The organism is Streptomyces sp. KPB2 (assembly GCF_003950055.1).
In the GTDB taxonomy this organism is placed as follows: domain Bacteria; phylum Actinomycetota; class Actinomycetes; order Streptomycetales; family Streptomycetaceae; genus Streptomyces; species Streptomyces salinarius.
On sequence record NZ_CP034353.1, the window covers coordinates 1,001,148 to 1,024,384 of the forward strand.

Annotated in this window: 23 protein-coding genes and 1 riboswitch; of the genes, 6 read left to right on the forward strand and 17 right to left on the reverse strand. The window is 71.8% G+C overall.

Annotation, left to right across the window (positions count from 1 at the left end; all coding sequences use genetic code 11):
• Positions 1-3: 3 nt before the first annotated feature.
• From D1J63_RS04440 to D1J63_RS04450, 3 genes are read left to right on the forward strand one after another with little or no spacing between them, the layout of a single operon-like run.
• Complete coding sequence (locus D1J63_RS04440; RefSeq protein WP_125627816.1) at positions 4-936, forward strand: VOC family protein; 933 nt, start codon at positions 4-6, stop codon at positions 934-936.
• An 11-nt stretch (positions 937-947) separates the two neighbouring features.
• On the forward strand, positions 948-1,919 hold the full coding sequence (locus D1J63_RS04445) for a fumarylacetoacetate hydrolase family protein (protein ID WP_125627817.1): 972 nt from the start codon (positions 948-950) through the stop codon (positions 1,917-1,919).
• Positions 1,916-2,668: an SDR family oxidoreductase gene (locus D1J63_RS04450; RefSeq protein WP_125627818.1), complete on the forward strand. Its 753-nt coding sequence runs from the start codon at positions 1,916-1,918 to the stop codon at positions 2,666-2,668. Before D1J63_RS04445 ends, D1J63_RS04450 begins: the two co-directional genes overlap by 4 nt.
• Here D1J63_RS04450 and D1J63_RS04455 read toward each other — a convergent pair.
• On the reverse strand, positions 2,628-3,326 hold the full coding sequence (locus tag D1J63_RS04455) for an AraC family ligand binding domain-containing protein (protein ID WP_125627819.1): 699 nt from the start codon (positions 3,324-3,326) through the stop codon (positions 2,628-2,630). The two genes, D1J63_RS04450 and D1J63_RS04455, sit on opposite strands and share 41 nt — an antisense overlap.
• A 109-nt stretch (positions 3,327-3,435) precedes the next feature.
• Here D1J63_RS04455 and D1J63_RS04460 point away from each other — a divergent pair, with 109 nt between their 5' ends.
• Positions 3,436-3,807 (forward strand): cupin domain-containing protein, encoded by a 372-nt coding sequence (locus D1J63_RS04460; protein ID WP_125627820.1) that lies wholly within the window; start codon positions 3,436-3,438, stop codon positions 3,805-3,807.
• A 165-nt stretch (positions 3,808-3,972) separates the two neighbouring features.
• Here D1J63_RS04460 and D1J63_RS04465 read toward each other — a convergent pair whose 3' ends face one another.
• Positions 3,973-5,163, reverse strand: a complete 1,191-nt coding sequence (locus D1J63_RS04465; RefSeq protein WP_164712716.1) for an MBL fold metallo-hydrolase — start codon at positions 5,161-5,163, stop codon at positions 3,973-3,975.
• Positions 5,164-5,312: 149 nt separating this feature from the next.
• Between D1J63_RS04465 and D1J63_RS04470 the strand changes: the two genes are divergently transcribed.
• A complete protein-coding gene (locus D1J63_RS04470) occupies positions 5,313-5,927 on the forward strand; it encodes a TetR/AcrR family transcriptional regulator (RefSeq protein ID WP_125627821.1) in 615 nt (204 codons plus the stop codon).
• Positions 5,928-5,963: 36 nt separating this feature from the next.
• Here D1J63_RS04470 and D1J63_RS04475 read toward each other — a convergent pair whose 3' ends face one another.
• The gene (locus D1J63_RS04475) at positions 5,964-6,749 is read right to left on the reverse strand and encodes an SGNH/GDSL hydrolase family protein (protein ID WP_125635191.1); all 786 of its coding nucleotides are present in this window, start codon (positions 6,747-6,749) and stop codon (positions 5,964-5,966) included.
• Positions 6,750-7,000: 251 nt separating this feature from the next.
• Positions 7,001-7,918 (reverse strand): M23 family metallopeptidase, encoded by a 918-nt coding sequence (locus D1J63_RS04480; protein ID WP_125627822.1) that lies wholly within the window; start codon positions 7,916-7,918, stop codon positions 7,001-7,003.
• A 4-nt stretch (positions 7,919-7,922) separates the two neighbouring features.
• Positions 7,923-8,080, reverse strand: a riboswitch (cyclic di-AMP (ydaO/yuaA leader).
• Between the two features lie 425 nt (positions 8,081-8,505).
• Here D1J63_RS04480 and D1J63_RS04485 point away from each other — a divergent pair.
• Positions 8,506-9,303, forward strand: a complete 798-nt coding sequence (locus D1J63_RS04485; RefSeq protein ID WP_125627823.1) for a tyrosine-protein phosphatase — start codon at positions 8,506-8,508, stop codon at positions 9,301-9,303.
• Positions 9,304-9,323: 20 nt separating this feature from the next.
• On the opposite strand, the gene D1J63_RS04490 is transcribed toward D1J63_RS04485, so the two are convergent.
• The 13 genes from D1J63_RS04490 to hpnC form a co-directional block, all read right to left on the reverse strand.
• Positions 9,324-9,443: a DUF6126 family protein gene (locus D1J63_RS04490; protein WP_007389118.1), complete on the reverse strand. Its 120-nt coding sequence runs from the start codon at positions 9,441-9,443 to the stop codon at positions 9,324-9,326.
• Positions 9,440-10,054, reverse strand: coding sequence for an XRE family transcriptional regulator (locus D1J63_RS04495; RefSeq protein WP_125627824.1), 615 nt, complete (start codon positions 10,052-10,054; stop codon positions 9,440-9,442). The genes D1J63_RS04490 and D1J63_RS04495 overlap by 4 nt, the downstream gene beginning before the upstream one ends.
• 64 nt (positions 10,055-10,118) lie before the next feature.
• On the reverse strand, positions 10,119-11,504 hold the full coding sequence (locus D1J63_RS04500) for an aspartate aminotransferase family protein (RefSeq protein ID WP_125627825.1): 1,386 nt from the start codon (positions 11,502-11,504) through the stop codon (positions 10,119-10,121).
• Complete coding sequence (gene dxs / locus D1J63_RS04505; RefSeq protein ID WP_125627826.1) at positions 11,505-13,475, reverse strand: 1-deoxy-D-xylulose-5-phosphate synthase; 1,971 nt, start codon at positions 13,473-13,475, stop codon at positions 11,505-11,507.
• A 25-nt stretch (positions 13,476-13,500) separates the two neighbouring features.
• Positions 13,501-14,655 (reverse strand): flavodoxin-dependent (E)-4-hydroxy-3-methylbut-2-enyl-diphosphate synthase, encoded by a 1,155-nt coding sequence (ispG, locus tag D1J63_RS04510; protein ID WP_125627827.1) that lies wholly within the window; start codon positions 14,653-14,655, stop codon positions 13,501-13,503.
• Positions 14,656-14,659: 4 nt separating this feature from the next.
• On the reverse strand, positions 14,660-15,682 hold the full coding sequence (gene hpnH, locus D1J63_RS04515) for an adenosyl-hopene transferase HpnH (protein ID WP_007389113.1): 1,023 nt from the start codon (positions 15,680-15,682) through the stop codon (positions 14,660-14,662).
• 6 nt (positions 15,683-15,688) lie between these two features.
• On the reverse strand, positions 15,689-16,330 hold the full coding sequence (locus D1J63_RS04520; RefSeq protein WP_125627828.1) for a 1-hydroxy-2-methyl-2-butenyl 4-diphosphate reductase: 642 nt from the start codon (positions 16,328-16,330) through the stop codon (positions 15,689-15,691).
• Positions 16,330-18,372, reverse strand: coding sequence for a squalene--hopene cyclase (gene shc, locus D1J63_RS04525; RefSeq protein WP_125627829.1), 2,043 nt, complete (start codon positions 18,370-18,372; stop codon positions 16,330-16,332). Before shc ends, D1J63_RS04520 begins: the two co-directional genes overlap by 1 nt.
• Positions 18,373-18,488: 116 nt before the next feature.
• Positions 18,489-19,553: a polyprenyl synthetase family protein gene (locus tag D1J63_RS04530; protein ID WP_164418156.1), complete on the reverse strand. Its 1,065-nt coding sequence runs from the start codon at positions 19,551-19,553 to the stop codon at positions 18,489-18,491.
• A 68-nt stretch (positions 19,554-19,621) separates the two neighbouring features.
• Positions 19,622-21,058: a hydroxysqualene dehydroxylase HpnE gene (gene hpnE, locus D1J63_RS04535; protein WP_125627830.1), complete on the reverse strand. Its 1,437-nt coding sequence runs from the start codon at positions 21,056-21,058 to the stop codon at positions 19,622-19,624.
• Positions 21,055-21,213 carry a DUF6380 family protein gene (locus D1J63_RS37045; protein WP_102931725.1) on the reverse strand — a complete coding sequence of 53 codons (159 nt, stop codon included), beginning with the start codon at positions 21,211-21,213 and terminating at the stop codon, positions 21,055-21,057. The genes hpnE and D1J63_RS37045 overlap by 4 nt, the downstream gene beginning before the upstream one ends.
• A complete protein-coding gene (gene hpnD, locus D1J63_RS04545; protein ID WP_164713149.1) occupies positions 21,213-22,133 on the reverse strand; it encodes a presqualene diphosphate synthase HpnD in 921 nt (306 codons plus the stop codon). Before hpnD ends, D1J63_RS37045 begins: the two co-directional genes overlap by 1 nt.
• Before the next feature lie 26 nt (positions 22,134-22,159).
• Entirely contained in the window at positions 22,160-23,062 is a 903-nt protein-coding gene (hpnC, locus tag D1J63_RS04550) for a squalene synthase HpnC (protein WP_102931726.1), read from the reverse strand.
• Positions 23,063-23,237: the final 175 nt, after the last annotated feature.

Consider the following 23,237-nt stretch of genomic DNA (forward strand, 5'->3'; position numbering starts at 1 on the left):
ACCATGCGTCTGCTCACCCACCTGCGGCACGTCGACCTCGCCGTGCCCGACTACGACAAACAGCTCGACTTCTACTCCGGTGTCTGGGGCCTGACCAAGGTCGCCGAGGACTCCGGCATCTCCTTCCTGGCCGCCGAGGGCTCCCCCGAGCAGTACGTCGTACGGCTGCGCAAGGCCGACGAGAAGCGCCTCGACCTCGTCTCCTACGGCGCCGCGTCCGCGGCCGACGTCGACACCCTCGCCGAGCGACTCCTCGCGGGCGGCGTGCGGCTGATCTCCCGCCCGGGCAGGGTCGACACCCCCGGCGGCGGCTACGGCTTCCGGTTCTTCGACGTCGACGGCCGCACCATCGAGGTCTCCGCCGACGTCGAGGTCAGGCAGCACCGCAGGATCGAGGAGAAGGAGTCGATCCCGGTCAAGCTCTCCCACGTCGTCCTCAACTCCCCCGACCTGAACCGCACGCGGGAGTGGTACGAGCGCCACCTGGGCTTCGCACTCTCCGACACGCTCGGCTCGCCGCACATGGGCGACGTCATGCACTTCATGCGGATCAGCAACCAGCACCACTCGATGGCCATCGCCAAGGGCCCGCACACCGCCCTGCACCACGTCTCCTTCGAGATGCGCGGCCTCGACGAGTACATGCGGGGCTCGGGCCGGGTCATGCGGGCGGGCTTCAAGAAGATCTGGGGGCCGGGCCGGCACATGGCGGGCGACAACACCTTCACCTACTTCCTCGACCCGCACGGCAACACCGTCGAATACACCACCGAGTTGGAGTGCCTCGACGAGGACACCTGGCACCCCCACGTCTACGACTTCTCCAGGCCCGAGGTCACCGACCAGTGGGGCACCGCCAACCCCATGAACGAACTCGTCGCCCAGGAGTCCTTCAACGACCCCGATCGCGGCGTCTTCGTCGCCCCGCCGGTGTAGGGGGGCCGGAAATGCGTTTCGCCGCCTACGAACACCAAGAGCGCCGCCGGGCAGCGGTGGTGGAAGAGGACGGCACCCTCTTCCCCCTGCCCGGCGTCACCTCGCTCACCGCACTGATCCGGCAGACCTCGGGACTCCCCGGACTGCTCGCCGCCGGCTCGACGGCCCTCGCCGGGCCCGCCGGTCCGCACGTCTCCCAGGTCCGGCTGCTGCCGCCGCTCCAGCCGGTGTCGGTGCGGGACTTCGTGACCTTCGAGGAGCACGTGGAGGGGGTGCGCCGGTCGGTGGAGGGCACCGGCGGCGTCCCCGAGCAGTGGTACGCGGCTCCGACGTTCTACTTCGCCAACCCCCACGCGATCTACGGGCACCGCGACGAGATACCGGTCCCGCCCGGGTCGGCCGTCCTGGACTTCGAGCTGGAGGTGGGCGCCGTGATCGGCCGGGAAGGCCGCGACCTCACCCCGGAGCGGGCGCGGGACCACATCGTGGGCTACACCGTCTTCAACGACTGGTCCGCGCGCGATCTGCAGGGCGCGGAGATGAAGGTCGGCCTCGGCCCCTGCAAGGGCAAGGACACCGCCACCACCCTCGGCCCGTACCTCGTCACCGCCGACGCGCTGGAACCGCACCGGGACGCCGACGGCTTCCTGCGCCTGGCCCTGACCGCCGAGGTCAACGGCGAGCGGGTCGGCGAGGACCTGCTGTCCAACATGAGCTGGACCTTCGAGGAGATGACCGCCTACGCCTCCCGCGGCACCCGCGTCGTCCCCGGCGACGTCCTCGGCTCCGGCACCTGTGGCAACGGCGGCTGCCTCGCCGAACTGTGGGGCCGGCGCGGCGAGCGGAACCCGCCGCCGCTGAAGCCCGGCGACACCGTCACCCTCACGGTCGAGGGCATCGGCACGCTGACCAACACCGTGGTCCCCGGCGCCGAGCCCGTCCCCCTGCCCACGGGCCGACGCCGGTCCCGGGAGCGGCCGTGAGCGACCCGCACGGCAAGAGGCTGCTCGGCAAAGTCGTCGTCGTCACCGGCGCGGCCCGCGGGCAGGGCGCCGCCGAGGCCGAGGCCCTCGCCCGGGAGGGGGCGCGCGTCGTCGCCACGGACGCCACCGAGGCGCCCGGCTGCCGACGCCTGGACGTCACCGACGAGGCGGACTGGACGGAACTGGCCGCCGAGCTGCGGGAGTCGTACGGACAGGTGCACGGCCTGGTCAACAACGCGGGCATCACCTGGCGGGCCCGCGTCGGCGAGGTGCGCCCCGAGGACATGGCCCGCGTCCACGCGGTCAACGTCACCGGCCCGCTGCTCGGCATCCAGCACCTCGCCCCGCTCATGCCGCCGGGCTCCTCCGTCGTCAACGTCGGCTCCTCGGCGGCCCTCACGGCGCACTACCCGGTCGCCTACACGGCCAGCAAGTGGGCGCTGCGCGGCCTGTCGAAGGCGGCGGCCCTGGAGCTGGGCCCGCGCGGCATCCGCGTCAACACGATCCACCCGGGCTACATCGAGACCGGGATGACCGCCTCCGCCGCGCCCGCCTTCCGCGAGGCCAACATCCGGGAAACGCCGCTCGGCCGTACGGGGACCGTCGGGGAGGTGGCGCCCCTGGTCGTGTTCCTGCTGTCCGACGACGCGTCCTTCATCACCGGCGCGGAGATCCCGGTCGACGGCGGCATGACCGCACACGGCGGCGTCAAGTCCGTCTCGGACGCCCTGCGCGAGGGAACGCCTTGAGGTGGCCGGAGGGGAGAAGCTTTCGTGCCTGGTCGATGCGCTTGCCGGTGAGGTGGGTGGGGTGGGCGGGGTGGGCGTGCAGGACGGCGGCGGCTTCGCGCAGGGACATGCCGACGCGTGTCCGGGAGTCCAGTACGTCCCGCGACTCGGTGGCGGGCCGGTGTGCCGCACGCCCCGGTCCGCCGGGGCGGAGCGCGGCGAGATGGAAGTGGAGCCGTTCCTGTATGAACGACAGGCGGGACTCGGCCTCCAACTCGCCTCCCCCATATGCAAGAGCGGCGTGCAACTGGTGTATCCGGTGACGAAGCAGCCGGTCTTTGAGAACCGGGGTGTCCACAGCGCGGCCGGCCAGCCGTTGAGGGAGTACGGAGACGTCGAGGTAGAGGTTGCGCTTGCGGAAACCGGATGCGGTGACGGTCCGGCCGTCGTGGGGGACGCCGGGCGGCAACAGGAGGACGCAGGAGTCGCCGGTCGCCCCATGACGGCGGCGGTCGAGTGCGAAGTCGACAGACCCGTCGTCGAGGATCATCAGGTCCCACGTGTCGTGGGTGTGGGCCGGGTACGCGTGGTCGGTGAAGTGCGCGTGGAAGACCTCGGAAATGCCTGGGACCCGGGGCTTCCAGGCGCTGATGGACGCGCGGGATCGGTCGCCGGTCATGCCAGGAACGTACAAGACCGGCACCGTCCGAGCGCGGCAGGCTCGTGAAGCCGGCCGAAGGGCGCCCGAGGAGTCGCCCCGGTTGACCGGCCTCGAGGAGGGATTCCCCATGCCCAGGTCCGTCGTCCCCGTCAACCTCGCCGACAAGCTGGCGCGGTTCAGCGAGCTGTGGTCGCAGAAGCGGGTGGCTGTACTCAACGACTACGAGGTCAAGGTGGCCAAACTGAAGGGGGAGTTCGTCTGGCACACACACGAGGACACCGACGAACTGTTCCTGGTCATCAGCGGACGGCTCAGGATCCAGCTCAGGGACGCCGAAGTGGTCCTGGAACCCGGCGAGTTGTTCGTGGTTCCCCGCGGGGTCGAGCACTGCCCCGTGGCGGACGAGGAGACCGCCATCCTGCTGTTCGAACCGACAGGAACACTCAACACCGGTGACACAGGCGGACCGATGACCAAGCCGGCCGAGATCCTCGACTGACGCGTGGCGCATGGGGCCGGGCATGTCGGGGCGGCGGGCGTTCCGGTGGCGCAGCAGCAGCGAACGTCACGCGGCGACGGTGGTATCCGGATCCCGTTCGTCACCAGGGAGACGCTCCAGCATCCGCAGCGTCTCCCCCGGCTCGTCCCCGACCGACATCACCGCTCACCCGCCCGCGAGGTCCAGATCCCCCCTGCTGGTCCCGGCCACTCCCTCGGCGATCCGGGGACGTCGCCACGGATGCGCGATCGGCTGGGACACCGTCCGCCACCAGGGCTCCAGCGGCAGCGTCCCGGCGGGCTCGAACGGTTCCCCCGGCCTGGGGAACGCCACCGCCTGGCCCGCCTCCCCGGCCGCGTCCCTCGTCCACTCCCCCGGCTCCGCCCACGCGTGCGGCGCCAGGTTGAAGGTGCCCCAGTGGATCGGCAGCAGGGTGCCGTGCGGGCGGCCGCCCTGGAGGTCGAGGTGGGCGCGGACGCCTTCCTCGGGGGTCATGTGGATGTCCGGCCAGAACTCGGCGTACGCCCCGAGCTGGATCATCGTGGCGTCGAACGGGCCGTGCGCGGCACCGACGTCGTGGAATCCGTCGAAGTAGCCGGTGTCGCCGCTGTGGTAGACGCGGTGCTCCTCCCCGGCGACGACCCAGGACGCCCAGAGGGTGTGCTGGGTGTTGCGCAGCCCGCGCCCGCAGAAGTGCCGGGCCGGGGTGGCGGTGAGGGTGAGGCCGCCGACGCGCGTCGACTCGTGCCAGTCCAGCTCACGCAGCCGACCGGGGGAGACACCCCAGTGTTCGAGGTGGGCGCCGACGCCGAGCGGCACGGCGAACACGGTGTCCGTGCGGGCCAGCGCCTTGATGGTCGGCATGTCCAGGTGGTCGTAGTGGTCGTGGGAGATGACGACGACGTCGACGGGGCCGAGGGCGGCCAGCGGCAGCGGGACCGGGTGCAGGCGCTTGGGGCCGGCGAAGGGGACCGGGGAGCAGCGCTCTCCCCACACGGGGTCGAAGAGCACGCGCTGCCCGTCGATCTCGGCGAGCACACTGGAGTGGCCCATCCAGGTCAGCCGGAGTCCGGTGGCGGGCGGCTTGGCGATGTCGGCCAGGGTGGTGGCGTGCACCGGGACGGAGCCCCGCGGGGACCGGCCCAGCCGCGCCTGCTTGTCGAAGTAGATCTTGGCGAATTCGGTGGCCGAGCCGGACGGCCGGGTCCGGGCGGGGCCGCCGGGGTTCTGGAAGACGCCGTCGCGGAAGTGCGGGGACCTGCGGATGCGCGCCATCCGCTCGCCACCCGGGTCCGCGCCGAAGGCCGCGGGCCGCGGCACGCTGAACCCGGGACTCGGGGAACGGAAAGCGGCCACGGTACCTCCAGGTGGAGCGGTCAGGCTCTCGTCTTGTTCGTCTTCGTCTCGTCCTACGTCACCTCGAACGACGGACGCCACATCCGTGTTCCCGGTCCCCTGCGAACCGGCAGGGCGTCACGGCACGTCGGGGGCCTGTATAGGGTGACGTGCGTGGGGAGAGTCCGGTTGAGCGCCGCGAGGAGCTGCTGCGCGCTGCCGTCGAGCAGATATCGGCCCGGGGCGTGGCGGCGCTGCGGATCGCCGACGTGGCCGCCGCGCTCGGTGTCAGCAACGCCCTGGTGCTCTATCACTTCTCCACCAAGGAACGGCTGGTCGCCGCCGCGTTCACGCATGCCGCCGAGGCCGATCTCGCCCATCTGCACAAGCTGCTCGCCCGTCGCACGACGGCGCTGCGCCGCCTGCGGACGGCCGTGCGGTGGTACGCGCCGACCGGTCAGGCCAAAGGCTGGCGGCTGTGGATCGAGGGCTGGGCGGCGGCGCCGCGCGAGCCCGCGCTGCGGGAGGTCACGCGCGAGCTGGACCGGCAGTGGAAGGCGGCGCTCGCCGAGGTCATCGCCGAGGGCGTGGCCGCCGGCGAGTTCTCCTGCCCCGAGCCGGATGCCGCCGCGCTGCGGCTGACGGCGTTGCTGGACGGGCTGGCGGTGCAGCTCACGTCGTACACGGGCACGGTGTCGCGGGCCCGGGCACAGGAGTGGGTGGACGAGGCGCTGGCCCGGGAGCTGGGCCTGGAGCGGGCGGCCCTGATGCCCGCACGACGTTAGGGGCTGTCGTACGGGCACCGGGCGCCCGGTCCCGCCTCAGGCCACCGAGGCGATCCGCGTCTTGATGTCGTCCGGCGACAGCGTTCCCTTGGCCGTCACGTGGTCGCCCGACGACTCGCCGCGCAGCCGGCGTCCGATCCACGGGACCAGGTACTCGCGCGCCCAGTGCACGTCGTCGCGCCGCACGTCGAGCGTGCCGCGGGGCGGCAGGGGCGGCCAGGGCTGGTCGGGGTCGGCCGGGACGCGCAGGCCGAGGGCCTGTCCGGCGCGCAGCGCCACGCGGGTGTGGCCCTCCGGCGACAGGTGCAGCCGGTCGGCGTCCCACGCCCTGCGGTCCTGGACGCTGCGGAGCGACCACAGGTCGAGCACCGGGCAGCCGTAGCGGTCGGCGATGGCGCGCACGTGCCCGTTGTACGTGGCGATCTTGCCCCGCAGGTGCTTGAGGACGGGCACCCCGCGGGTGTCGAACCCGGTGGTCACCAGGACGGTGCCGGCCGCGGCGGTCAGCGCGGCCACCGCCAGTTCGAACCGCTCGGCGACCTCGTCGGGGTCGGTGCCGGGCCGGATGATGTCGTTGCCGCCCGCCGCGAAGGAGACCAGGTCCGGCGCGAGGGCGACGACCCTGGGGACCTGTTCCGCCACGATCTGGTCGAGGAGCCTGCCGCGCACGGCGAGGTTCGTGTACGTGAAGTCGCCCTCGGGGCGCCGGTCCGCGAGCAGTACGGCCAGTCGGTCGGCCCAGCCGACGAACGCCCCGTCGGGGCCGGGATCGCCGACGCCCTCGGTGAAGCTGTCCCCCACCGCCACGTACGACCCGATCACTGCTCTGCTGTCACTCTTCGAATCGTCTGCCACGTCGGCCCATGATTCACCTTGGAATGTGACCTACGCGACCGTAGGAAGGGGTTGACGGGCGGTGAGAAAGGCCACGCCTAAAGTGTTCGTCAATTCCGGAATACGCCGAGGTCCGGACACATCGAGGTCCGGACACCCCGAAGTCCGGACACGCCGAAGGCCGGACCCGGGGATCGGGGTCCGGCCTTCGGGGTGCGGAGGCCGCGCGGAACCGGTCGTCAGACGGAGACGCCGTGCGAGCGCAGGAACGCGAGCGGGTCGATGTCCGAGCCGTAGTCCGGCGTGGTGCGGATCTCGAAGTGCAGGTGCGGGCCGGTCACGTTGCCGGTGGCGCCGGAGAGGCCGACCTGCTGACCCGTCGTCACCGTCTGACCGGCGGAGACGGAGAGCGAGGAGAGGTGGGCGTACTGGGCGTAGTGGCCCTCGTCGAGCTTGATGACGACCTGGTTGCCGTACGCGCCGCCCCAGCCGGCGGAGACGACGGTGCCCGCGCCGACGGCCTTCAGCGAGGTGCCGGTCGGAACGACGAAGTCGGTACCGGTGTGGTAGCCGCTGGACCACATGCTGCCGGACTGGTGGTAGGGGGTGCCGACGGTGCCGCCCGCGACGGGGGAGGTGTAACCGCTGGTGGTGCCCGCGGACTGGGTCCCGGTGTCCGAGGACTCCGTGGACTCCGTGGCAGCGGTCTTCGCGGTGTCCGCCGACTTCTGGGCCGGCTTCTGCGACTGCGCGGAGGACGGCGCCGAGGACTTGGCGGCCTGGCCGGCGATCGAGAGCTCGAGGCCCGGGTGGATCAGCGACGGGTCGGAGCCGACGGCCTCGCGGTTGTCCGCGTAGAGCTTCTTCCAGCCGCCGTCGACGTGCTGCTCGTCGGCGATCTTCGAAAGGTAGTCACCGCTCTTCACGGTGTACGTGCGGGATTCCGCGTTCTTGTCGGAGCCGTTCGCGGCGGCCTTCTTGGCCGACGCCGGAACGGACTGCACGGCCTGCCCGGAAACGGAGTGCGCCGGGGCGGCATTGGCGGAGGCGGCACCCATCAGCGGGAGCGCGAGCGCGGCGCCACCGGTTCCGGCGACGGCGATGGTGCGGGTCAGGCGCATGGCCCTGGTACGGCGGTGCTTACCCTTCGCGGGCATGGCGAATTCCTCTCCGGCGCCTGCGAGGTGAGCTGTCGGGTGCGGGCTGGAGATGCCCGGCCGCGCCGAAACGCGGCTTTACCCCAAGCCGTTCCGGGAACCGGAACAGGCAGTTCTACCTGTGGGTCCCCCGCTCCTGCCGTGTACGGGTGGTGGATGAGTGCGGGCTCCGGTCGGCGGCAGGATTAGGCGTCCGTCCGGATCGGTGGTGAACGTAAGGGACCAAGACGCACAGGGACAAGCGAGAGGTTCCGGCGACAGCTGTTTCTATTGATCCATTACGGGAAAACCCGGTAACCCTGCGTCGATTTCCCTCGCACCGCTTTTCCTGAATTCCCTTGAGAACGGGCCGGATTACGTGAACATGACGGGCAACGCTCGGTCACGGATATGACGCTGCTCACGCGCCCCTTACCCACCTTCCGCCATTTCAGGGCCAGTTATCACCAATCCTCCAATTCGGACAGAAGGCCCTTTCCGGTCCGCAATACCCCTGCCGGAACGGCTTTCGCGCACCGGCCATGCCGTATCGTCGAATGGCGCCCGCCGGCGAGCAGCGGCGGCGGGGCGGAGTGGGAGGAGCCCCCGTGACGCAGCAGGTCCCGTCGACCGAACCCGAGCTGACCGGTGTGCGCAACTTCCGGGACGTGGGCGGACTGCCGACCGTGGACGGCCGGCGGGTGCGGCAGGGGGTGCTGTTCCGCAGCGGCCACCTGGCTCATGCCACCGGGGAGGACGCCGCGTTCCTCGCCTCGCTGGGCCTGCACACGATCTTCGACTTCCGCAACGCGGCCGACCAGAAGCTCGACGGCGCGGACGTCGAGCTGCCGGGCGTGCGCAATGTGAACCTGCCGCTGAGCGATCCGGCCGACGGCGCCGAGTTCTGGAAGATGGTCCGGGACGGAGACCTCGACCAGCTGCACGGGATCCTCGGCGACGGCAAGGGCGCCCGGCGCATGATCTCCTCCTACCGCGCGATGGTCACGGAGCGCACCTCGGAGCACTCCCGGATCCTGCACGCGCTCGCCGAGGACAGCGTCCCGGCGCTGATGCACTGCGCGGCCGGCAAGGACCGCGCCGGTCTGTCGATCGCGATCACCCTGCTCGCCCTGGGCGTCGAGCGCGAGGCCGTCGTCGAGGACTACCTGAAGTCGAACGCCGCGCACCGCCGCTACAAGGTGCGCCGCAGCAGCACCGCCGCCTCCGCCTACTCCCCCGAGGTCATGGAGCTGCTCAGCCCGCTGTTCGACGCGCGCGCCGAGTACCTGGCGGCGGCCTTCGAGACGATCGAGGAGACGTGGGGCGGAGTCGACGCCTATCTGGAGAAGGGGCTGGGGCTCGGCGCCGGGACCCGGGAGCGGCTGCGCGAGCGGATGGTGGACTGAGCCACCCGCTCGCGGACGGGCTACTTGGCGCCCACCTCGAACAGCAGGTAGAGGAAGCCGCCGAAGACGTGCCCCAGGGCGATGTAGATGACCAGGCGCACCCACAGGGCGCGCGGGAACTTGTCCTCGATGGCACTCATGGCGTCTCTCCAGGGGTCGGGCCGAGGCACAGCGCGGCCGTCGGGCTCTGCAGCAGGGTGTGGACGAAGAGCAGCTCGACCCCGTCGGGGTCCCGCGCCGCGATCCGGTGCGGGGTCATGGAGTCGAAGTGGGCACTGTCCCCGGCGGTGAGCCGGTGCTCGGTGTCCCCGAGGCGCAGCCGCAGCCGGCCCCTGAGGACGTGGAGCCACTCCTCCCCGGGGTGCACCCGCACGACGTCGCCCTGCGAGCCGTACGGCACCTCGACGCGCAGGGCCTGCATGCCCCGGCCCGGCGCTCCGGCCTGGTAGTACGTCCAGCCGCCCGCGCTCGTGGCCTCCATGTCGGCGGCGCGCACGACGGCGTCCCGGTCGGCCGCGGTCTCGCCCAACAGCTCGGCGACGGTCGTCCCGTAGATGCGGGCGAGGGCGAGCAGCATCGGCAGTGAGGGCTGGCGCTGCCCGGTCTCCAGGCGGGAGAGGTGGGCGGGCGACAGCCCCGCGGCGCGGGCCGCGGCCTCCAGGGTGAGGGCGGCCCGCCGCCGCAGCTCGCGCAGCTGCGGTGCGACGGCGGCGACCGTACCCTCGGCGGGGCCGGTCTCGGAGGAGCTCATGCCTCCATTCAGCCCGACTCTTGCCCCACAGGCAAATTTCTTGCCTCACAGGCAAAAGAGACGGTCAGCGGTTGGCCACCGCCTGCTTGACCAGGGTCTTCCCGAAGTCCCACATCAGTCCACCGCCATTGTGCGCGTCCTCCATCACCTCCGTGAAGGCGTCGACGAACCGGTCGGCGTCGTCGGTGTCGATGATCAGCGGCGGGATCAGCTTGATCACCTCCAGGTGGTCGCCGGACACCTGGGTCAGGATGCGGTGCCGCTGCAGCAGCGGCACGACCACCATCTGCGCGAACAGTCCCTTCCGCGCGGCCTGCAGCATCGTCCAGCGGCTGCGCAGTTTCAGGGAGCTGGGCCGGCCGAACTCGATGCCGATCATCAGTCCGCGGCCCCGGACGTCGGCGAGCAGTTCGTAGCGGTCCACCAGCGCGGCCAGCCGGGTCTTCAGCCGGTCCCCCACCGCGGCGGCGTTCGCGACGATCTCCTCGTTCTCCATCACCGACAGCACGGCGAGGCCGGCGGCCATGGCCTGCGCGTTGGACCCGAAGCTGGCCGAGTGGACCTGCACGCGGTCCATCGAGGAGTAGACCTTCTGGAAGATCCAGTCCTTGCCCAGGGTGGCTCCCACCGGCACGTATCCGCCGGACAGCGCCTTGGCGACGCAGACCAGGTCGGGTTCGACGCCGTCGTCGTGCTGGTAGGCGTAGAACTTGCCGGTACGGCCGAGGCCGGTCTGCACCTCGTCGGCGATCAGCAGCGCCTTGTGCCGGTGCAGCAGATCCTGTGCGGCGCGCAGGTAGCCGGGCGGTGCCTCGTGCACGCCCTTGCCCTGGACCGGCTCCACGATCAGCGCGGCCACGTCGCCCTTCTTCAGCTCCCGGGCCAGGGCGTCCAGGTCGCCGAGCGGGACGGCGGTGTCGGGCAGCAGCGGCGCGAAGCCCTTGCGGAACGAGTCCTCTCCATTGACGGAGAGGGAGCCGGTGGTCAGTCCGTGGAAGGCGTGGGAGCAGTACAGGATCCGCTGCCTGCCGGTCGCGTACCGGGCGAACTTCAACGCGGTCTCGACGGCCTCGGTGCCGCTGTTGCCGAAGAAGACGCGGTCCAGGTGGGGGCTGTAGGAGAGCAGCTTCTCCGCCAGCAGGCCGGGCAGCGGCGGGCAGTCGAAGCGGGTCAGGTCGGCGAGCGAGGCGTCGAGGACGTCGTGCAGCGCCTTGCGGACGACGGGGTGGTGGCGGCCCAGGCCCATGACGGCGAACCCGGCGAGCATGTCCAGGTAGTCGTTGCCGTCCGCGTCCCAGAAGTGCGCGCCCTCGGCCCGCTCGTAGACCTTGTCGAAGCCGATGGTGCGCAGCATGCGCGGCTGCTGGTGGTTGAGGTACTTGGCGTGCAGCTCGTACCGCTCGGCCCCGCGCTCGGCCAAGAGCGCGGCGAGGTCGAACTCCTTGGTCATTCAGTTCTCTCCTTGGGCTGGCATGACGATCCGTCCGTCGCCGGACATCCGCCCGTCGCCGGGCTGTTCCACCGCCGGTTCCCCGGCCCGTTCTCCGGCCGGTTCGGCGAGGGCCAGGCTCGCGGCGATCCGGCCGGCGACGTCGACCGGGGTGAGGCCGATGTCCGCGAGCACCTCGGCGCGCTTGGCGTGCGCGAGGAACTGCTCGGGGATGCCGAAGCGGCGTACGGGGACGTCGACCTCGGCGTCGCCGAGCGCCAGGGCCACCGCGGAGCCGACCCCGGCGGCGCGGCTGTTGTCCTCGACGACGGCCACCAGTCGGTGCTCGGCGGCGAGGGGCGCGAGCGCCGGGTCGACGGGCTTGACCCAGCGGGGGTCGACGACGGTGCAGCCGATGCCGCGGGCCTCCAGGAGTTCGGCGGCGCCGAGGCAGACGGGCGCCATCACGCCGACGGCCACGAGCAGCACCTCGGGCCGGTCGGCGGCGTGCAGTACGTCCAGGCCGCCGATGCGGTCCACGGCGGGTACGGCGGGACCGACGGACTCCTTGGGAAAGCGCAGCAGCGTCGGCGCGTCGTCCACCGCGACCGCCTCGCGCAGCTGGGCGCGCAGCTGGTCGGCGTCGCGCGGTGCGGCGATGCGCAGCCCGGGGACGACCTGGAGGACGGACATGTCCCACATTCCGTTGTGCGAGGCCCCGTCGACGCCGGTGACACCGGCCCGGTCCAGGACGAAGGTGACGCCGCAGCGGTGCAGCGCCACGTCCATCAGGAGCTGGTCGAAGGCGCGGTTGAGGAAGGTGGCGTACACGGCGACGACCGGGTGCAGTCCGCCGGTGGCGAGGCCGGCGGCGGACACGGCGGCGTGCTGCTCGGCGATGCCGACGTCCCAGACCCGGTCGGGGAAGCGCGCGGCGAAGGGTGCCAGACCGACCGGGTGCAGCATGGCCGCGGTGATCGCGACCACGTCCTCGCGCTCCTCGCCGATCCGGACGATCTCCTCGCCGAACACCGAGGTCCAGGACGGTCCCCCGGCCGGGCCGAGCGGTTCGCAGGTGAGCGGGTCCATCACACCGACGGTGTGGAAGTGGTCCTCCTCGTCGCGCAGGGCGGGTTCGTAACCTCGGCCCTTCTCGGTGAGGCAGTGGACCAGCACCGGGCCGTGGAAGCGCTTGGCGCGGCGCAGCGCCGACTCGACGGCGCGGATGTCGTGGCCGTCGATCGGGCCGAGGTACTTGAGCCCCAGGTCCTCGAAGAGCCCCTGTGGGGCGAAGGCGTCCTTGAAGCCCTTCTTGGCGCCGTGCAGCGCCTCGTACACGGTGTGGCCGACCACGGGCGTGCGCTGGAGCACGTCCTTGCCCCAGGCCAGGGCCCGCTCGTAGCCGTCGGTGGTGCGCAGGGTCGCCAGGTGGTTGGCGAGGCCGCCGATGGTGGGGGCGTACGAGCGTTCGTTGTCGTTGACGACGATGATCAGCGGCCGGTCCCTGGCCGCCGCGATGTTGTTCAGCGCCTCCCAGGCCATGCCGCCGGTGAGCGCGCCGTCACCGATGACGGCGACGACGTGGTCGCGTTCCCCCTGCACCTGGCGGGCCTTGGCGAGGCCGTCGGCCCAGCCGAGGACGGTGGAGGCGTGGCTGTTCTCGATGACGTCGTGCTCGGACTCCTCGCGCGAGGGGTAGCCGGACAGGCCGCCCTTGCTGCGCAGCTTGGAGAAGTCCTGACGGCCGGTCAGGAGTTTGTGCACGTAGCTCTGATGGCCGGTGTCCCACAGGATGCGGTCGTCCGGCGACTCGAAGACCCGGTGCAGGGCGACGGTGAGCTCCACCACGCCGAGGTTGGGTCCGAGGTGACCGCCGGTGCGGGCGACCGCGTGCACCAGGAAGTCACGTATCTCGTCGGACAGTTCACCGAGTTCCGCCTCGGACAGCGCCTTCAGGTCGCGTGGTCCCCGGATGTTCTCCAGAATCGTCACGCTCGGGCCCCCTTCGGTCCGCGTTTCAGCTCACGGTGACGGCCGGCGCCCCCGAGGCGCCGTCCTTCTCCATCTGCTCCGCGATCCTCATCGCCTCCTCGATGAGGGTCTCCACGATCTTCGACTCGGGGACGGTCCTGACGACCTCGCCCCTGACGAAGATCTGCCCCTTGCCGTTGCCGGAGGCGACACCGAGGTCGGCCTCCCTGGCCTCGCCGGGGCCGTTCACCACGCAGCCCATGACGGCGACGCGCAGCGGGATCTCCATGCCCTCCAAGCCGGCGGTGACCTCCTCGGCCAGCTTGTAGACGTCGACCTGGGCCCGGCCGCAGGACGGGCAGGAGACGATCTCCAGCCGGCGTTCCCTGAGCCCCAGCGACTGGAGGATCTGGATGCCGACCTTGATCTCCTCGACCGGCGGAGCGCTGAGCGACACGCGGATGGTGTCGCCGATGCCCTGGGAGAGCAGCGCGCCGAAGGCGACGGCGGACTTGATGGTGCCCTGGAACGCCGGGCCGGCCTCCGTCACCCCCAGGTGCAGCGGGTAGTCGCACCGGGCGGCGAGCTGCCGGTAGGCCTCGACCATCACGACCGGGTCGTTGTGCTTGACCGAGATCTTGATGTCCCGGAAGTCGTGCTCCTCGAAGAGCGACGCCTCCCACAGCGCGGACTCCGCCAGCGCCTCCGGGGTCGCCCTGCCGTACTTCTGCAGCAGCCTGCGGTCCAGCGAGCCCGCGTTGACCCCGATGCGGATCGGGGTTCCGTGGTCGCGGGCCGCCTTCGCGATCTCCTTGACCTGGTCGTCGAACTTCTTGATGTTGCCCGGGTTCACGCGCACCGCCGCGCAGCCGGCCTCGATCGCGGCGAAGACGTACTTGGGCTGGAAGTGGATGTCCGCGATCACCGGGATCTGCGACTTCCTGGCGATGACGGGCAGCGCGTCGGCGTCGTCCTGGGTGGGGCAGGCCACGCGCACGATCTCGCAGCCGGCGGCCGTCAGTTCGGCGATCTGCTGGAGCGTGGCACCGATGTCGGAGGTGCGGGTGGTCGTCATCGACTGCACCGACACCGGGGCCCCGCCCCCGACCGCCACCGGCCCGACCTGGATCCGCCGCGACACGCGTCGCTCGGCGATCGGCCGGACCGGTACCTCGGGGAGCCCCAAGGGAATGGCGGTCATGACGTCACTCCCGGTTCGAGGAGACGGTCTCGCGCATGGCGCGCAGGGACTCCTTGAGCGAGCCCATGGTGGCCAGGACGGCGGTGGGCTCGTAGCCGCAGTGCGCCATGCAGTTGTCGCAGCGCGGGTCCTTGCCTCGGCCGTACTTGTCCCAGTCGGTTTCCTCGATCAGCTCCCGGTAGGTCGGGACGTATCCGTCGCTCATCAGGTAGCAGGGGCGCTGCCAGCCGAAGAGGGAGTAGTTGGGGATCGCCCAGGCGGTGCAGGGGAAGTCGACCTTGCCCTCGAGGAAGTCGAGGAACAGCGGGGAGTGGTTGAGCCGCCAGCGGGCCCGGTTGCCGCCCGCGAAGGCCTTCTTGAACAGCTCCCGGGTCTGCTCCACGCCCAGGAAGTGCTCCTGGTCGGGCGCCTTCTCGTAGGCGTAGGCGGGCGAGATCATCATCTCGTCGACCTTGAGGTCGTCGTTGAGGAAGTTGAGCACCTCGACGATGGTCTGCGGGGTGTCGGTGTTGAAGAAGGTCGAGTTGGTGGTCACCCGGAAGCCGCGGCGCTTGGCCTCCTTGATGGCCTCCACGGCCTCGTCGAACACGCCCTCCTTGGCCACGGATTCGTCGTGCCGCTCGCGCAGCCCGTCGATGTGCACGGCGAAGGCGAAGTACGGCGAGGGCTTGAACTTGTCCATCTTCTTGCGCATGAGCATGGCGTTGGTGCACAGGAAGACGTACTTCCGCTTGGCCACCAACTGGCGCACGATCTCGTCGATCTGCGGGTGCATCAGGGGCTCGCCGCCGGCGATGGAGACCATCGGCGCGCCCGATTCGAGCACCGCTCCCACGGCCTGCGCGACCGGCATGCGCTGCTTGAGCACGCCGGCGGGGTGCTGGATCTTGCCGCACCCCTCGCACGCCAGGTTGCAGGCGAAGAGCGGCTCCAGCTCCACGATGAGCGGGAACTTGTCCCGTCGGCGAATCTTCTGTTCGGCCAGGTATGTAGCGACCTTGATGGACTGGCGCAGCGGCATGGCCATCTGGGCTCACCTCCGGGGGAGCAACAAAGAACGGTGCCATTCGAAAAATGCGGGAAGAACGGATCGAAGAACGCGGAAAGCCGATATTCCACCGCGCACGGTGCCGATCCGGACGAGTTCGTGCTCTGGAGCGTCCACGACCACCCGGACGGCCGCAACCGGGCGCGGGCCCGTGCGGACGGCGCTCAGGAGCGTGGCCGCGGACTCCATGTCCACGGCGATCGCGCCGGTGGCGAGCAGGTCGGCGCGTTCGGGGCCGCGGACGACGTGGTCCGAGCCGGTCAACGGCCCGGTGTGGACGGTGCGCCCGGGGACGGCTCGCGCGAGTTCCTTGACGAGCCGGTCGGTCGCGACGCAGGGGACGGTGGAGCGGGGGTCCCGGGTCTCCTCGGCGACGACCAGGTCGCCGGGGTGCATGCCGGGGGCGAGTCCCGCGCAGAAGCCGGTGGCGAGGACGGCGGCGGCGTCGAGCGCCGGGTCGGCGAGGACCCGGGCGACCGAGCGCTCGGCCGCCCTCGGGCCCATACCGGTGCGCAGGACGGTGACCGGCCCGCCGGCGCCGGCGCGGTCGCCGGTGCGCAGGGCGAGGTGCTCGATGCCGAGCGCGCAGGCGATCAGCAGCGGGGACGGGCCGGTCTGCGGGGTCATCAGCTGCCCTTCACCTCGGCCACGACGGACGCGGTGGGTGCCTCGGCCGCGGGGGACTTCTTGGCGAAGGGCTCCCCGTGGACGTACCGGCCGAGTGCGGTGAGCGGGAAGACCTGGCGGTAGAGGTGGTAGTTGATGGAGAAGTCCCACGGGAAACCGGTACCCGTGAAGTACGGCTCGTCCCAGGAGCCGTCCTCGCGCTGGGTGGCCGCGAGCCACGCGACGCCGCGCTCCACGGCCTTGGACTCCCGCTCCCCCGCCGCCAGCAGGGCCATCAGCGCCCAGCCGGTCTGCGAGGCGGTCGAGGCGCCCCGGCCGCTCCACTCCCGGACGTAGCGGTAGGAGCGCAGGTCCTCGCCCCAGCCGCCGTCCTCGTTCTGGACGGACTCCAGCCAGCGCACCGCGCGCCGGATGGCCGGGTGCGAGGTGGGCAGCCCGGCGGCGGTCAGCGCGGGGATCACGGACCCGGTGCCGTAGACGTAGTTGACGCCCCAACGGCCGAACCAGGAGCCGTCCGCCTCCTGCGCGTCCAGGAGCCACTGGATGCCGCGGCGGGTGCGCGGGTCGTGGGCGAGGCCCTCGACGGCCAGCATCTCGACGACGTGCGCGGTGACGTCGGCGGACGGCGGATCGATGACCTCGCCGAAGTCGCAGAACGGCAGCCGGTTGGGGAAGGCGCTGGTGTTGTCGACGTCGAAGGCACCCCAGGCGCCGTTCTTCGACTGCATGCCGAGGTTCCAGCGCACCCCGCGGCCGATGGCCTTCTCCACCCGCTCCGGGTCGTGGTGCCTGACCCGGCGCAGGGCGAGGACCACCTCGGCGGTGTCGTCGATGTCGGGGTAGTTGTCGTTGTGGAACTCGAACGCCCAGCCGCCGGGCGGCAGTCCGGGGCGCTTCACCGACCAGTCGCCGGGGCGCACGATCTGTTCGCCGAGCATCCAGTCCGAGGCCTTCACCAGCTGGGGGTGGTCCTCGGGGACGCCCGCGTCGGCGAGCGCGATGGTGGCGAGGCAGGTGTCCCACACCGGGGACTGGCAGGCCTCGATCATCCGGGCGCCGTCCTCGCGCCACACGGCGAACCGGTCCAGCGACTCCAGGCCCGCGCGCATCACGGGGTGTTCGAGGTCGTAGCCGAGCAGGTAGAGGGCGATGACCGAGTAGACGGCCGGGGGCTGGATGCCGCCCCAGCAGCCGTCGTTCTCCTGCCGCTCGATGATCCAGCGGGCGGCGCTGTTCATCGCGGCCCTGCGCAGCCGGCGCGGGGCGACCTTGCGGTAGGCGTGCAGGGCCTTGTCGATGCGCTGGAAGGCGCCGTCCCAGCTCGCCGCCGGTGCCAGGGGGCGCGGCGGGTTGGGGCGGGCCGGGTCGGTGTGCAGTTCGTCCAGCGAGAACGGCGCGGGACGCACCGGCCGCTTCGCGGAGACGATGGTGAGCGGCACGATGGTCTGCCGGGCCCAGCAGCCGAAGTCGTAGATGTTGAGCGGGACCCAGGTCGGGAAGTAGATGAGCTCCGGCGGGAGTTCGGGCAGGTCGTCCCACTTCCACCAGCCGAACAGCGCCAGCCAGATGCGGGTGAAGACGCGCGACGCGGCGATGCCGCCGCGGGAACGGATCCACTCCGAGGCCCGCGCCATGTGGGGCGCGTCGGGCGAGTCGCCGGCCAGGCGGAGGGCGACGTAGGCCTCGATCGTGGTGGACAGTTCGCCGGGGCCGCCGTAGAAGGTGGCCCAGGTGCCGTCCTCCCGCTGCTCGCCGCGGATGAACAGCGCGGCGGCGCGGGTGGTCTCCTCGTCCTGGATGCCGAGGAACTGACGCAGGAGCAGGTCCTCGGCGTCCATCGTGACGTTCGTCTCGAGGTCGCCCTTCCACCAGCCCTGGGCGTCCTGCTTGGAGAGCAGGAAGTCGGTGGCGCGCCGGGTGGCGCGGGCGGCGGCTTCGGGTACCCCGGCCGCCGAGGCGGGGATCGTGCTGTCGGTGTCGCTGGCCGAGGCTGCCAGGGGCCGCAGGGCGGCCCCGGTGCTTCCGTCGGTCGTCGCTGTCATGGCTTCCCCTTCGTGCAGTGTGCATGTGGTGCGTCTGCTGGGTCCGCCGTCGGCCGGTGTTCGTGTCTCCACGACACCGGCCGGCGACTACGCGAGGGCTATTCGACCGATAATGATCATCTCTTTCGTACGACGACGAAGTCCGCGAGGGCCGTGAACATCTCCCGCACCCGGTCGGGCATGTCGACGGCGTCGAGGGCTTCGATGGCGATGGTGTGCTGGCGACGCGCCTCGTCGGCGGTCCACTCCCGCCCGCCCGCTTCCTCGATGAGGGCGGCGCGGGCCGCGAACTCCTCCTCGGAGAAGTTCGCGAAGTCACTGGCCTTGGCGTCGGCGGCGAGGATCTCGCCGAGCCGCTCGGAGGCGGGCCCGCCGGCCGCGAGGGCGGCCACGACCGGCAGCGACTTCTTGCGCTGGCGCAGATCGCTCCAGGTCTGCTTGCCGGTGGCGTCCGGGTCGCCCCAGATGCCGAGCAGGTCGTCGACGGCCTGGAAGGCGAGGCCCAGGTGGTAACCGTACTTCTCGAGGGTGTCGGCGGTGCGCTCGTCGGCTCCGCCGAGCACCGCGCCGACGGAGCTGGCGCAGGCAAGCAGGGCGCCGGTCTTGTTGCCCTCCATCTCCAGGCACTCCTCGACGCTGACGCGGTCGCGGTGCTCGTAGGAGATGTCCTGGGCCTGCCCGTCGATCAGGGAGCGGCTGGCCTTGGTCAGGCGGCGGGTGGCGCGGCCGGCCTCGACGGTGCCCAGCTCCAGGAGCACCTCGTTGGCCAGCGCGAACAGGGCGTCGCCGACCAGGATGGCCTGGGCGGGGCCGTGCACCTTCCAGACGGTGTCGCGGTGGCGGCGCTGTTCGTCGCCGTCCATCAGGTCGTCGTGCAGGAGGGAGAAGTTGTGCACCAGTTCCACGGCCACCGCACCGGGCACGCCCACCTCGGGCGCGGCGCCGGTGACCTCGGCGGAGAGCACGGCGAGCGCCGGCCGCACGGCCTTGCCGCCGTCGCCGTCCGCGGGGTTGCCCTGGGCGTCGATCCAGCCGAAGTGGTAGGCGGCGACGGTGTCCATGGGAGGGGCCAGGCGGTCGACCGCCGCCCGCAGGACCGGCGTGGCCAGGGTCCGGCCGCGCTCCAGAAGCGCGGTCACGTCCACCGTGGTCCGTCGATCGGCCGTCGGGGCCGGGGGCACAGTGGGCACAGTCTTTCCTCCAGTTGCGGTGCCGGGAGTGCGGGAGTCGGTCCCGCGCGGATCGGCTTTCACGCCGCCTCCTCGAAGAAATCGGGAAGGAGGCCGCGGGACCGGCCCAGGGCGCCGAGCGCGGCGGCCGCCGCCCCGACACCGCTGCGAACCGCACTCTCCATGGTCGCGGGCCACCCGGTGGCGGTCCACGCTCCGGCCAGGTAGAGGCCGGGTGCCTTGGTGCGGGCGCCGGGCCTGAGGCGGCCGACGCCGGGGGCGGGGGCGAACGTCGCGGTGCGCTCCCTGGTCACGAAGAAGTCCTTCACCTCGGCGCCCCGGGTGCGCGGCAGCAGCCGCTCCAGTTCGGGCAGGTACCGCTCGCGCAGCGCGGCCACGGGCTCGTCGATCTCGTTCTGCGCCGTCGACTGGGACAGCGCCAGGTACTGACCCTCCTTCAGTCCGGAGGCCCCGGTGCGGTCGAACACCCACTGCACGGGGGTGCCGAGCGCCGTGAGGAACGGTGTGGCGAGCACCTTGCGGTCGTAGATCACGTGGACGTTGAGGATCGGGGCGGTGCCGATCCGCAGAAGATTTTCCGGGGCGTCGAGCGCGCCGTCCGGCAGCAGGTCGTGGGCCTCGCGCTGGGGTACGGCGAGGACGACGGCGTCCGCTTCGAGCGTCTCGCCGGGAACCTGAACGCTCCAGCCGCCGTTCCCGTTTACAGAGACGGAGGTGACGCGTGTACGGACCTCGGTACGGACGCCCGCGGAGTCGAGCGCCTTGCGGGCCAGCCGGTCGTGCAGTTCGCCCAGCGGGACGCGGGCCCACCCGATGTCGGCCGCTCCCGGGTCGGACAGCAGACCGGTCTTGAACACCATCGCGGCGAGCCCCAGGGAGGCGTCGCCCGCGACCGCGTTGAGGGTGGCGACCCCGACCAGGTCCCACAGGGCCTCGACGGCACGCGCCGACTGACCGTGCGCGGTCAGCCAGCTGCCGAAGTCCTGGGTGTCCAGGGCGGGGTCGGCGGGGTCGAGCCCCTTGAGCGCGAGCGCGGCACGCCCCACCGAGGCGCGTTCGGCGAGGGAGAGGTGCGGGTAGGTCGCCAGGCTGCGTCCCAGGTGCAGGGGCACGGGCAGCGCGTCGCGCCGCAGTCTGCCGAGCCGGTTGCCCTCGGCCCTGGCCAGGTCGACCACGGGCACGTCGAGACGTTCCTGCACCGGTGCGAGCGCCGCTCCGCCGATCCGGTCGAGGAACCACCGGTAGGCGGTGCAGCAGCGCAGGTACACGTGCTGGCCGTTGTCGACGGTGAGGTCGCCGCGCTGGAAGGAGAAGGCGAGCCCGCCGAGCCGGGGGCGCCCTTCGAGCAGGGTGACGCGCACGCCGGCGTCGGCGAGCGCGAGCGCGGTGGTGACCCCCGCCAGTCCGCCGCCGACCACGACGGCATGCCGGCCGGGCCCGGAGGCCGGGACGTCCGCGAGCACTCCGCCGTCGCGCGTGCCGTTGCCCTGCGTCATGGTGCGCCCTTCCCTGTCCGGCCGCCGTGGTGTTTGAACGGCGTACGGCCGACCGTCTCAGTCAGGGACGCCGACCGCCACCGGAGGGTTGCCCGCTGCTGCCCGCCGCCCGCTTTGTGCGGGTCCCGGGTGTCGAGTGTGCCCGGTGTGTCCATCAGGCGCGCCTCCTGACGGCCCGCCGGGTGACGTTCCGGGCGTCGAGGCCGGACAGGCCGCGCACGGCGACGTACGCCTTCTCGCGTCCGGGCAGGGAGACCCGGCCGCGCAGCACGGCCTCCGGGTCGCGCTCGATGCGGTCGAGGAGACGGCGGTAGATGCCGGCCATGGCGGCCACGCAGGCGCCGCTGCGCCGGTCGAGCATGGGCAGCAGCCGGTAGCCCTCGGCGAAGAGGGCACGGGCCCGGCGCACCTCGAAGTGCACGAGCCCCGCGAAGTCGGAGCCCTCGGGCGGTGTCGGCCCGTCGAACCCGGCCGAGCAGCCGAACTTGGCGAGGTCGTCGGCGGGCAGGTAGACGCGCCCGCCCTCGGCGTCCTCCCGGACGTCGCGCAGGATGTTGGTGAGCTGCAGGGCGAGCCCGAGCGTGTCGGCGTACTCGGGCGCGCGCTCGGTGCCGCGCGCCCCCGGTTCGGTGCCGAAGACGCCGAGCGAGAGCCGTCCGATGGCGCCCGCCACGCAGCGGCAGTAGACCTTCAGGTCGTCCCAGGTCTCGTAGGTCTCGCCGCGCAGGTCCATCTGGACGCCGTCGATCAGCTCGTCGAGGCCGCCGAGCGGGATCGGGAAACGCCTGGCCGCGTCGGCCAGGGCGACCGCGACCGGGTCGGTGTCGTCCTCGTCGACCGCGCCGTCCTGGATCCGGGCGAGCACGGCCCGGGTCTCGTCCAGCCGGGCGGCCTTGACGTCGTCCGCCAGCACTCCGTCGCCGATGTCGTCGACGCGGCGCGAGAACGCGTACAGCGCGGACATCGCCCGCCGCTTGGGCGTGGGCAGCAGCCGGATGCCGTAGGCGAAGTTGCGCGCCTGCTGACCGGTGACGGCCTCGCAGTAGCTGTAGGCGGCGAGCACCGGCGCCGGCATGTTCGCTGACGACTCCACGGACCCGATCACCCCTCTCCTCGCAGAACCACGCCCGCCTCGCGCAGCAAGGGGACCTTGCCTGACTTGGGCGGGCCGGGAAGTACGTCGTGGTCCGCCGCGGCGATCGCGCGCAGCGCCGCCCTTCCGCCCGCCACGAACCCCGCGAGGAGCAGCCGCAGCCTGCCGTGGACGCTACCCACGAGGGGGGCTCCTTCATTCAGCAGGTCGCGGGCGCGGGCGGCCTCGTAGGCGATCAGTGCCCGCACGGACGCGTTGGCGGTGGGGGCGGCGAGGTCGCTCTCCTGGACGTGGAAACGTTTCATGTCCTCGGCGGGCAGGTAGATCCGGTCCCGGCCGAGGTCCTCGGCGACGTCCTGGAGGTGCTCGACGATCTGCAGGGCGGTGCAGATCTCGTCGGAGCGGCGGATCCGTTCGGGGGTCGAGGTGCCGGTGACGGCGAGGACGAGCCGGCCGACCGGGTTGGCGGACAGCTCGCAGTAGGCGAGCAGGTCGTCGTAGGTCTCGTACCGTGCGACCAGCTGGTCCTGGCGGTTGGCGGCGATCAGGCCGAGGAAGGGCTCGGGGGTCAGCGCGCGGCGGCGCACGGTGGGGACCAGGCGGCGCAGCAGCGGGTGGCGCGGGCTGCCGTCGAAGACCCGGTGCAGGTCCTCCTCGAAGGCGTCCAGCATCAGCAGCCGGTCGTCGGCACGGTCCTCGGGGACGCCGAGGAGGCGGGCGTCGGCGCCGCCGGGGGCTAGGTCGCCGTCGCCGATGTCGTCGACGAGGCGGGCGAAACCGTACACGGCCATGAGGTCGGTGCGCCAGGCACGCGGCAGGAAGAAGGGGGCGACGGGGAAGTTCTCGTCGGCGGCCTTGGCGAGGGTGCCGTGCGCAGGGTCGACGGCGTGCCCCGTCCCGGTGGCCGTCATCGCGGGCTGCCCTGGGCGGGGACGGCGCACGCCTCGGGGAGCCTGGGAGTTTCCGTAGCCATTGCCGTCACATCTCCCGTTCTACACTGCCGACCCAATACACACTATTTCGGACACGCCGCCCTGCCACCCGCGCGGCAGGCCCGCGTGAGGGTGTCGGGCATTATCGCCCCAT

Excerpts from the sequence above, each read along its gene's own strand:
- D1J63_RS04440 (WP_125627816.1), top strand. The coding sequence starts at position 4 with ATGCGTCTGCTCACCCACCTGCGGCACGTCGACCTCGCCGTGCCCGAC.
- D1J63_RS04445 (WP_125627817.1), top strand. The coding sequence starts at position 948 with ATGCGTTTCGCCGCCTACGAACACCAAGAGCGCCGCCGGGCAGCGGTG.
- D1J63_RS04455 (WP_125627819.1), bottom strand. The coding sequence starts at position 3,326 with ATGACCGGCGACCGATCCCGCGCGTCCATCAGCGCCTGGAAGCCCCGG.
- D1J63_RS04460 (WP_125627820.1), top strand. The coding sequence starts at position 3,436 with ATGCCCAGGTCCGTCGTCCCCGTCAACCTCGCCGACAAGCTGGCGCGG.
- D1J63_RS04480 (WP_125627822.1), bottom strand. The coding sequence starts at position 7,918 with ATGCCCGCGAAGGGTAAGCACCGCCGTACCAGGGCCATGCGCCTGACC.
- D1J63_RS04490 (WP_007389118.1), bottom strand. The coding sequence starts at position 9,443 with ATGAGTGCCATCGAGGACAAGTTCCCGCGCGCCCTGTGGGTGCGCCTG.
- D1J63_RS04495 (WP_125627824.1), bottom strand. The coding sequence starts at position 10,054 with ATGAGCTCCTCCGAGACCGGCCCCGCCGAGGGTACGGTCGCCGCCGTC.
- D1J63_RS04500 (WP_125627825.1), bottom strand. The coding sequence starts at position 11,504 with ATGACCAAGGAGTTCGACCTCGCCGCGCTCTTGGCCGAGCGCGGGGCC.
- ispG (WP_125627827.1), bottom strand. The coding sequence starts at position 14,655 with ATGACCGCCATTCCCTTGGGGCTCCCCGAGGTACCGGTCCGGCCGATC.
- hpnH (WP_007389113.1), bottom strand. The coding sequence starts at position 15,682 with ATGGCCATGCCGCTGCGCCAGTCCATCAAGGTCGCTACATACCTGGCC.
- D1J63_RS04520 (WP_125627828.1), bottom strand. The coding sequence starts at position 16,330 with ATGACCCCGCAGACCGGCCCGTCCCCGCTGCTGATCGCCTGCGCGCTC.
- shc (WP_125627829.1), bottom strand. The coding sequence starts at position 18,372 with ATGACAGCGACGACCGACGGAAGCACCGGGGCCGCCCTGCGGCCCCTG.
- hpnE (WP_125627830.1), bottom strand. The coding sequence starts at position 21,058 with ATGACGCAGGGCAACGGCACGCGCGACGGCGGAGTGCTCGCGGACGTC.
- D1J63_RS37045 (WP_102931725.1), bottom strand. The coding sequence starts at position 21,213 with ATGGACACACCGGGCACACTCGACACCCGGGACCCGCACAAAGCGGGC.
- hpnD (WP_164713149.1), bottom strand. The coding sequence starts at position 22,133 with ATGCCGGCGCCGGTGCTCGCCGCCTACAGCTACTGCGAGGCCGTCACC.
- hpnC (WP_102931726.1), bottom strand. The coding sequence starts at position 23,062 with ATGACGGCCACCGGGACGGGGCACGCCGTCGACCCTGCGCACGGCACC.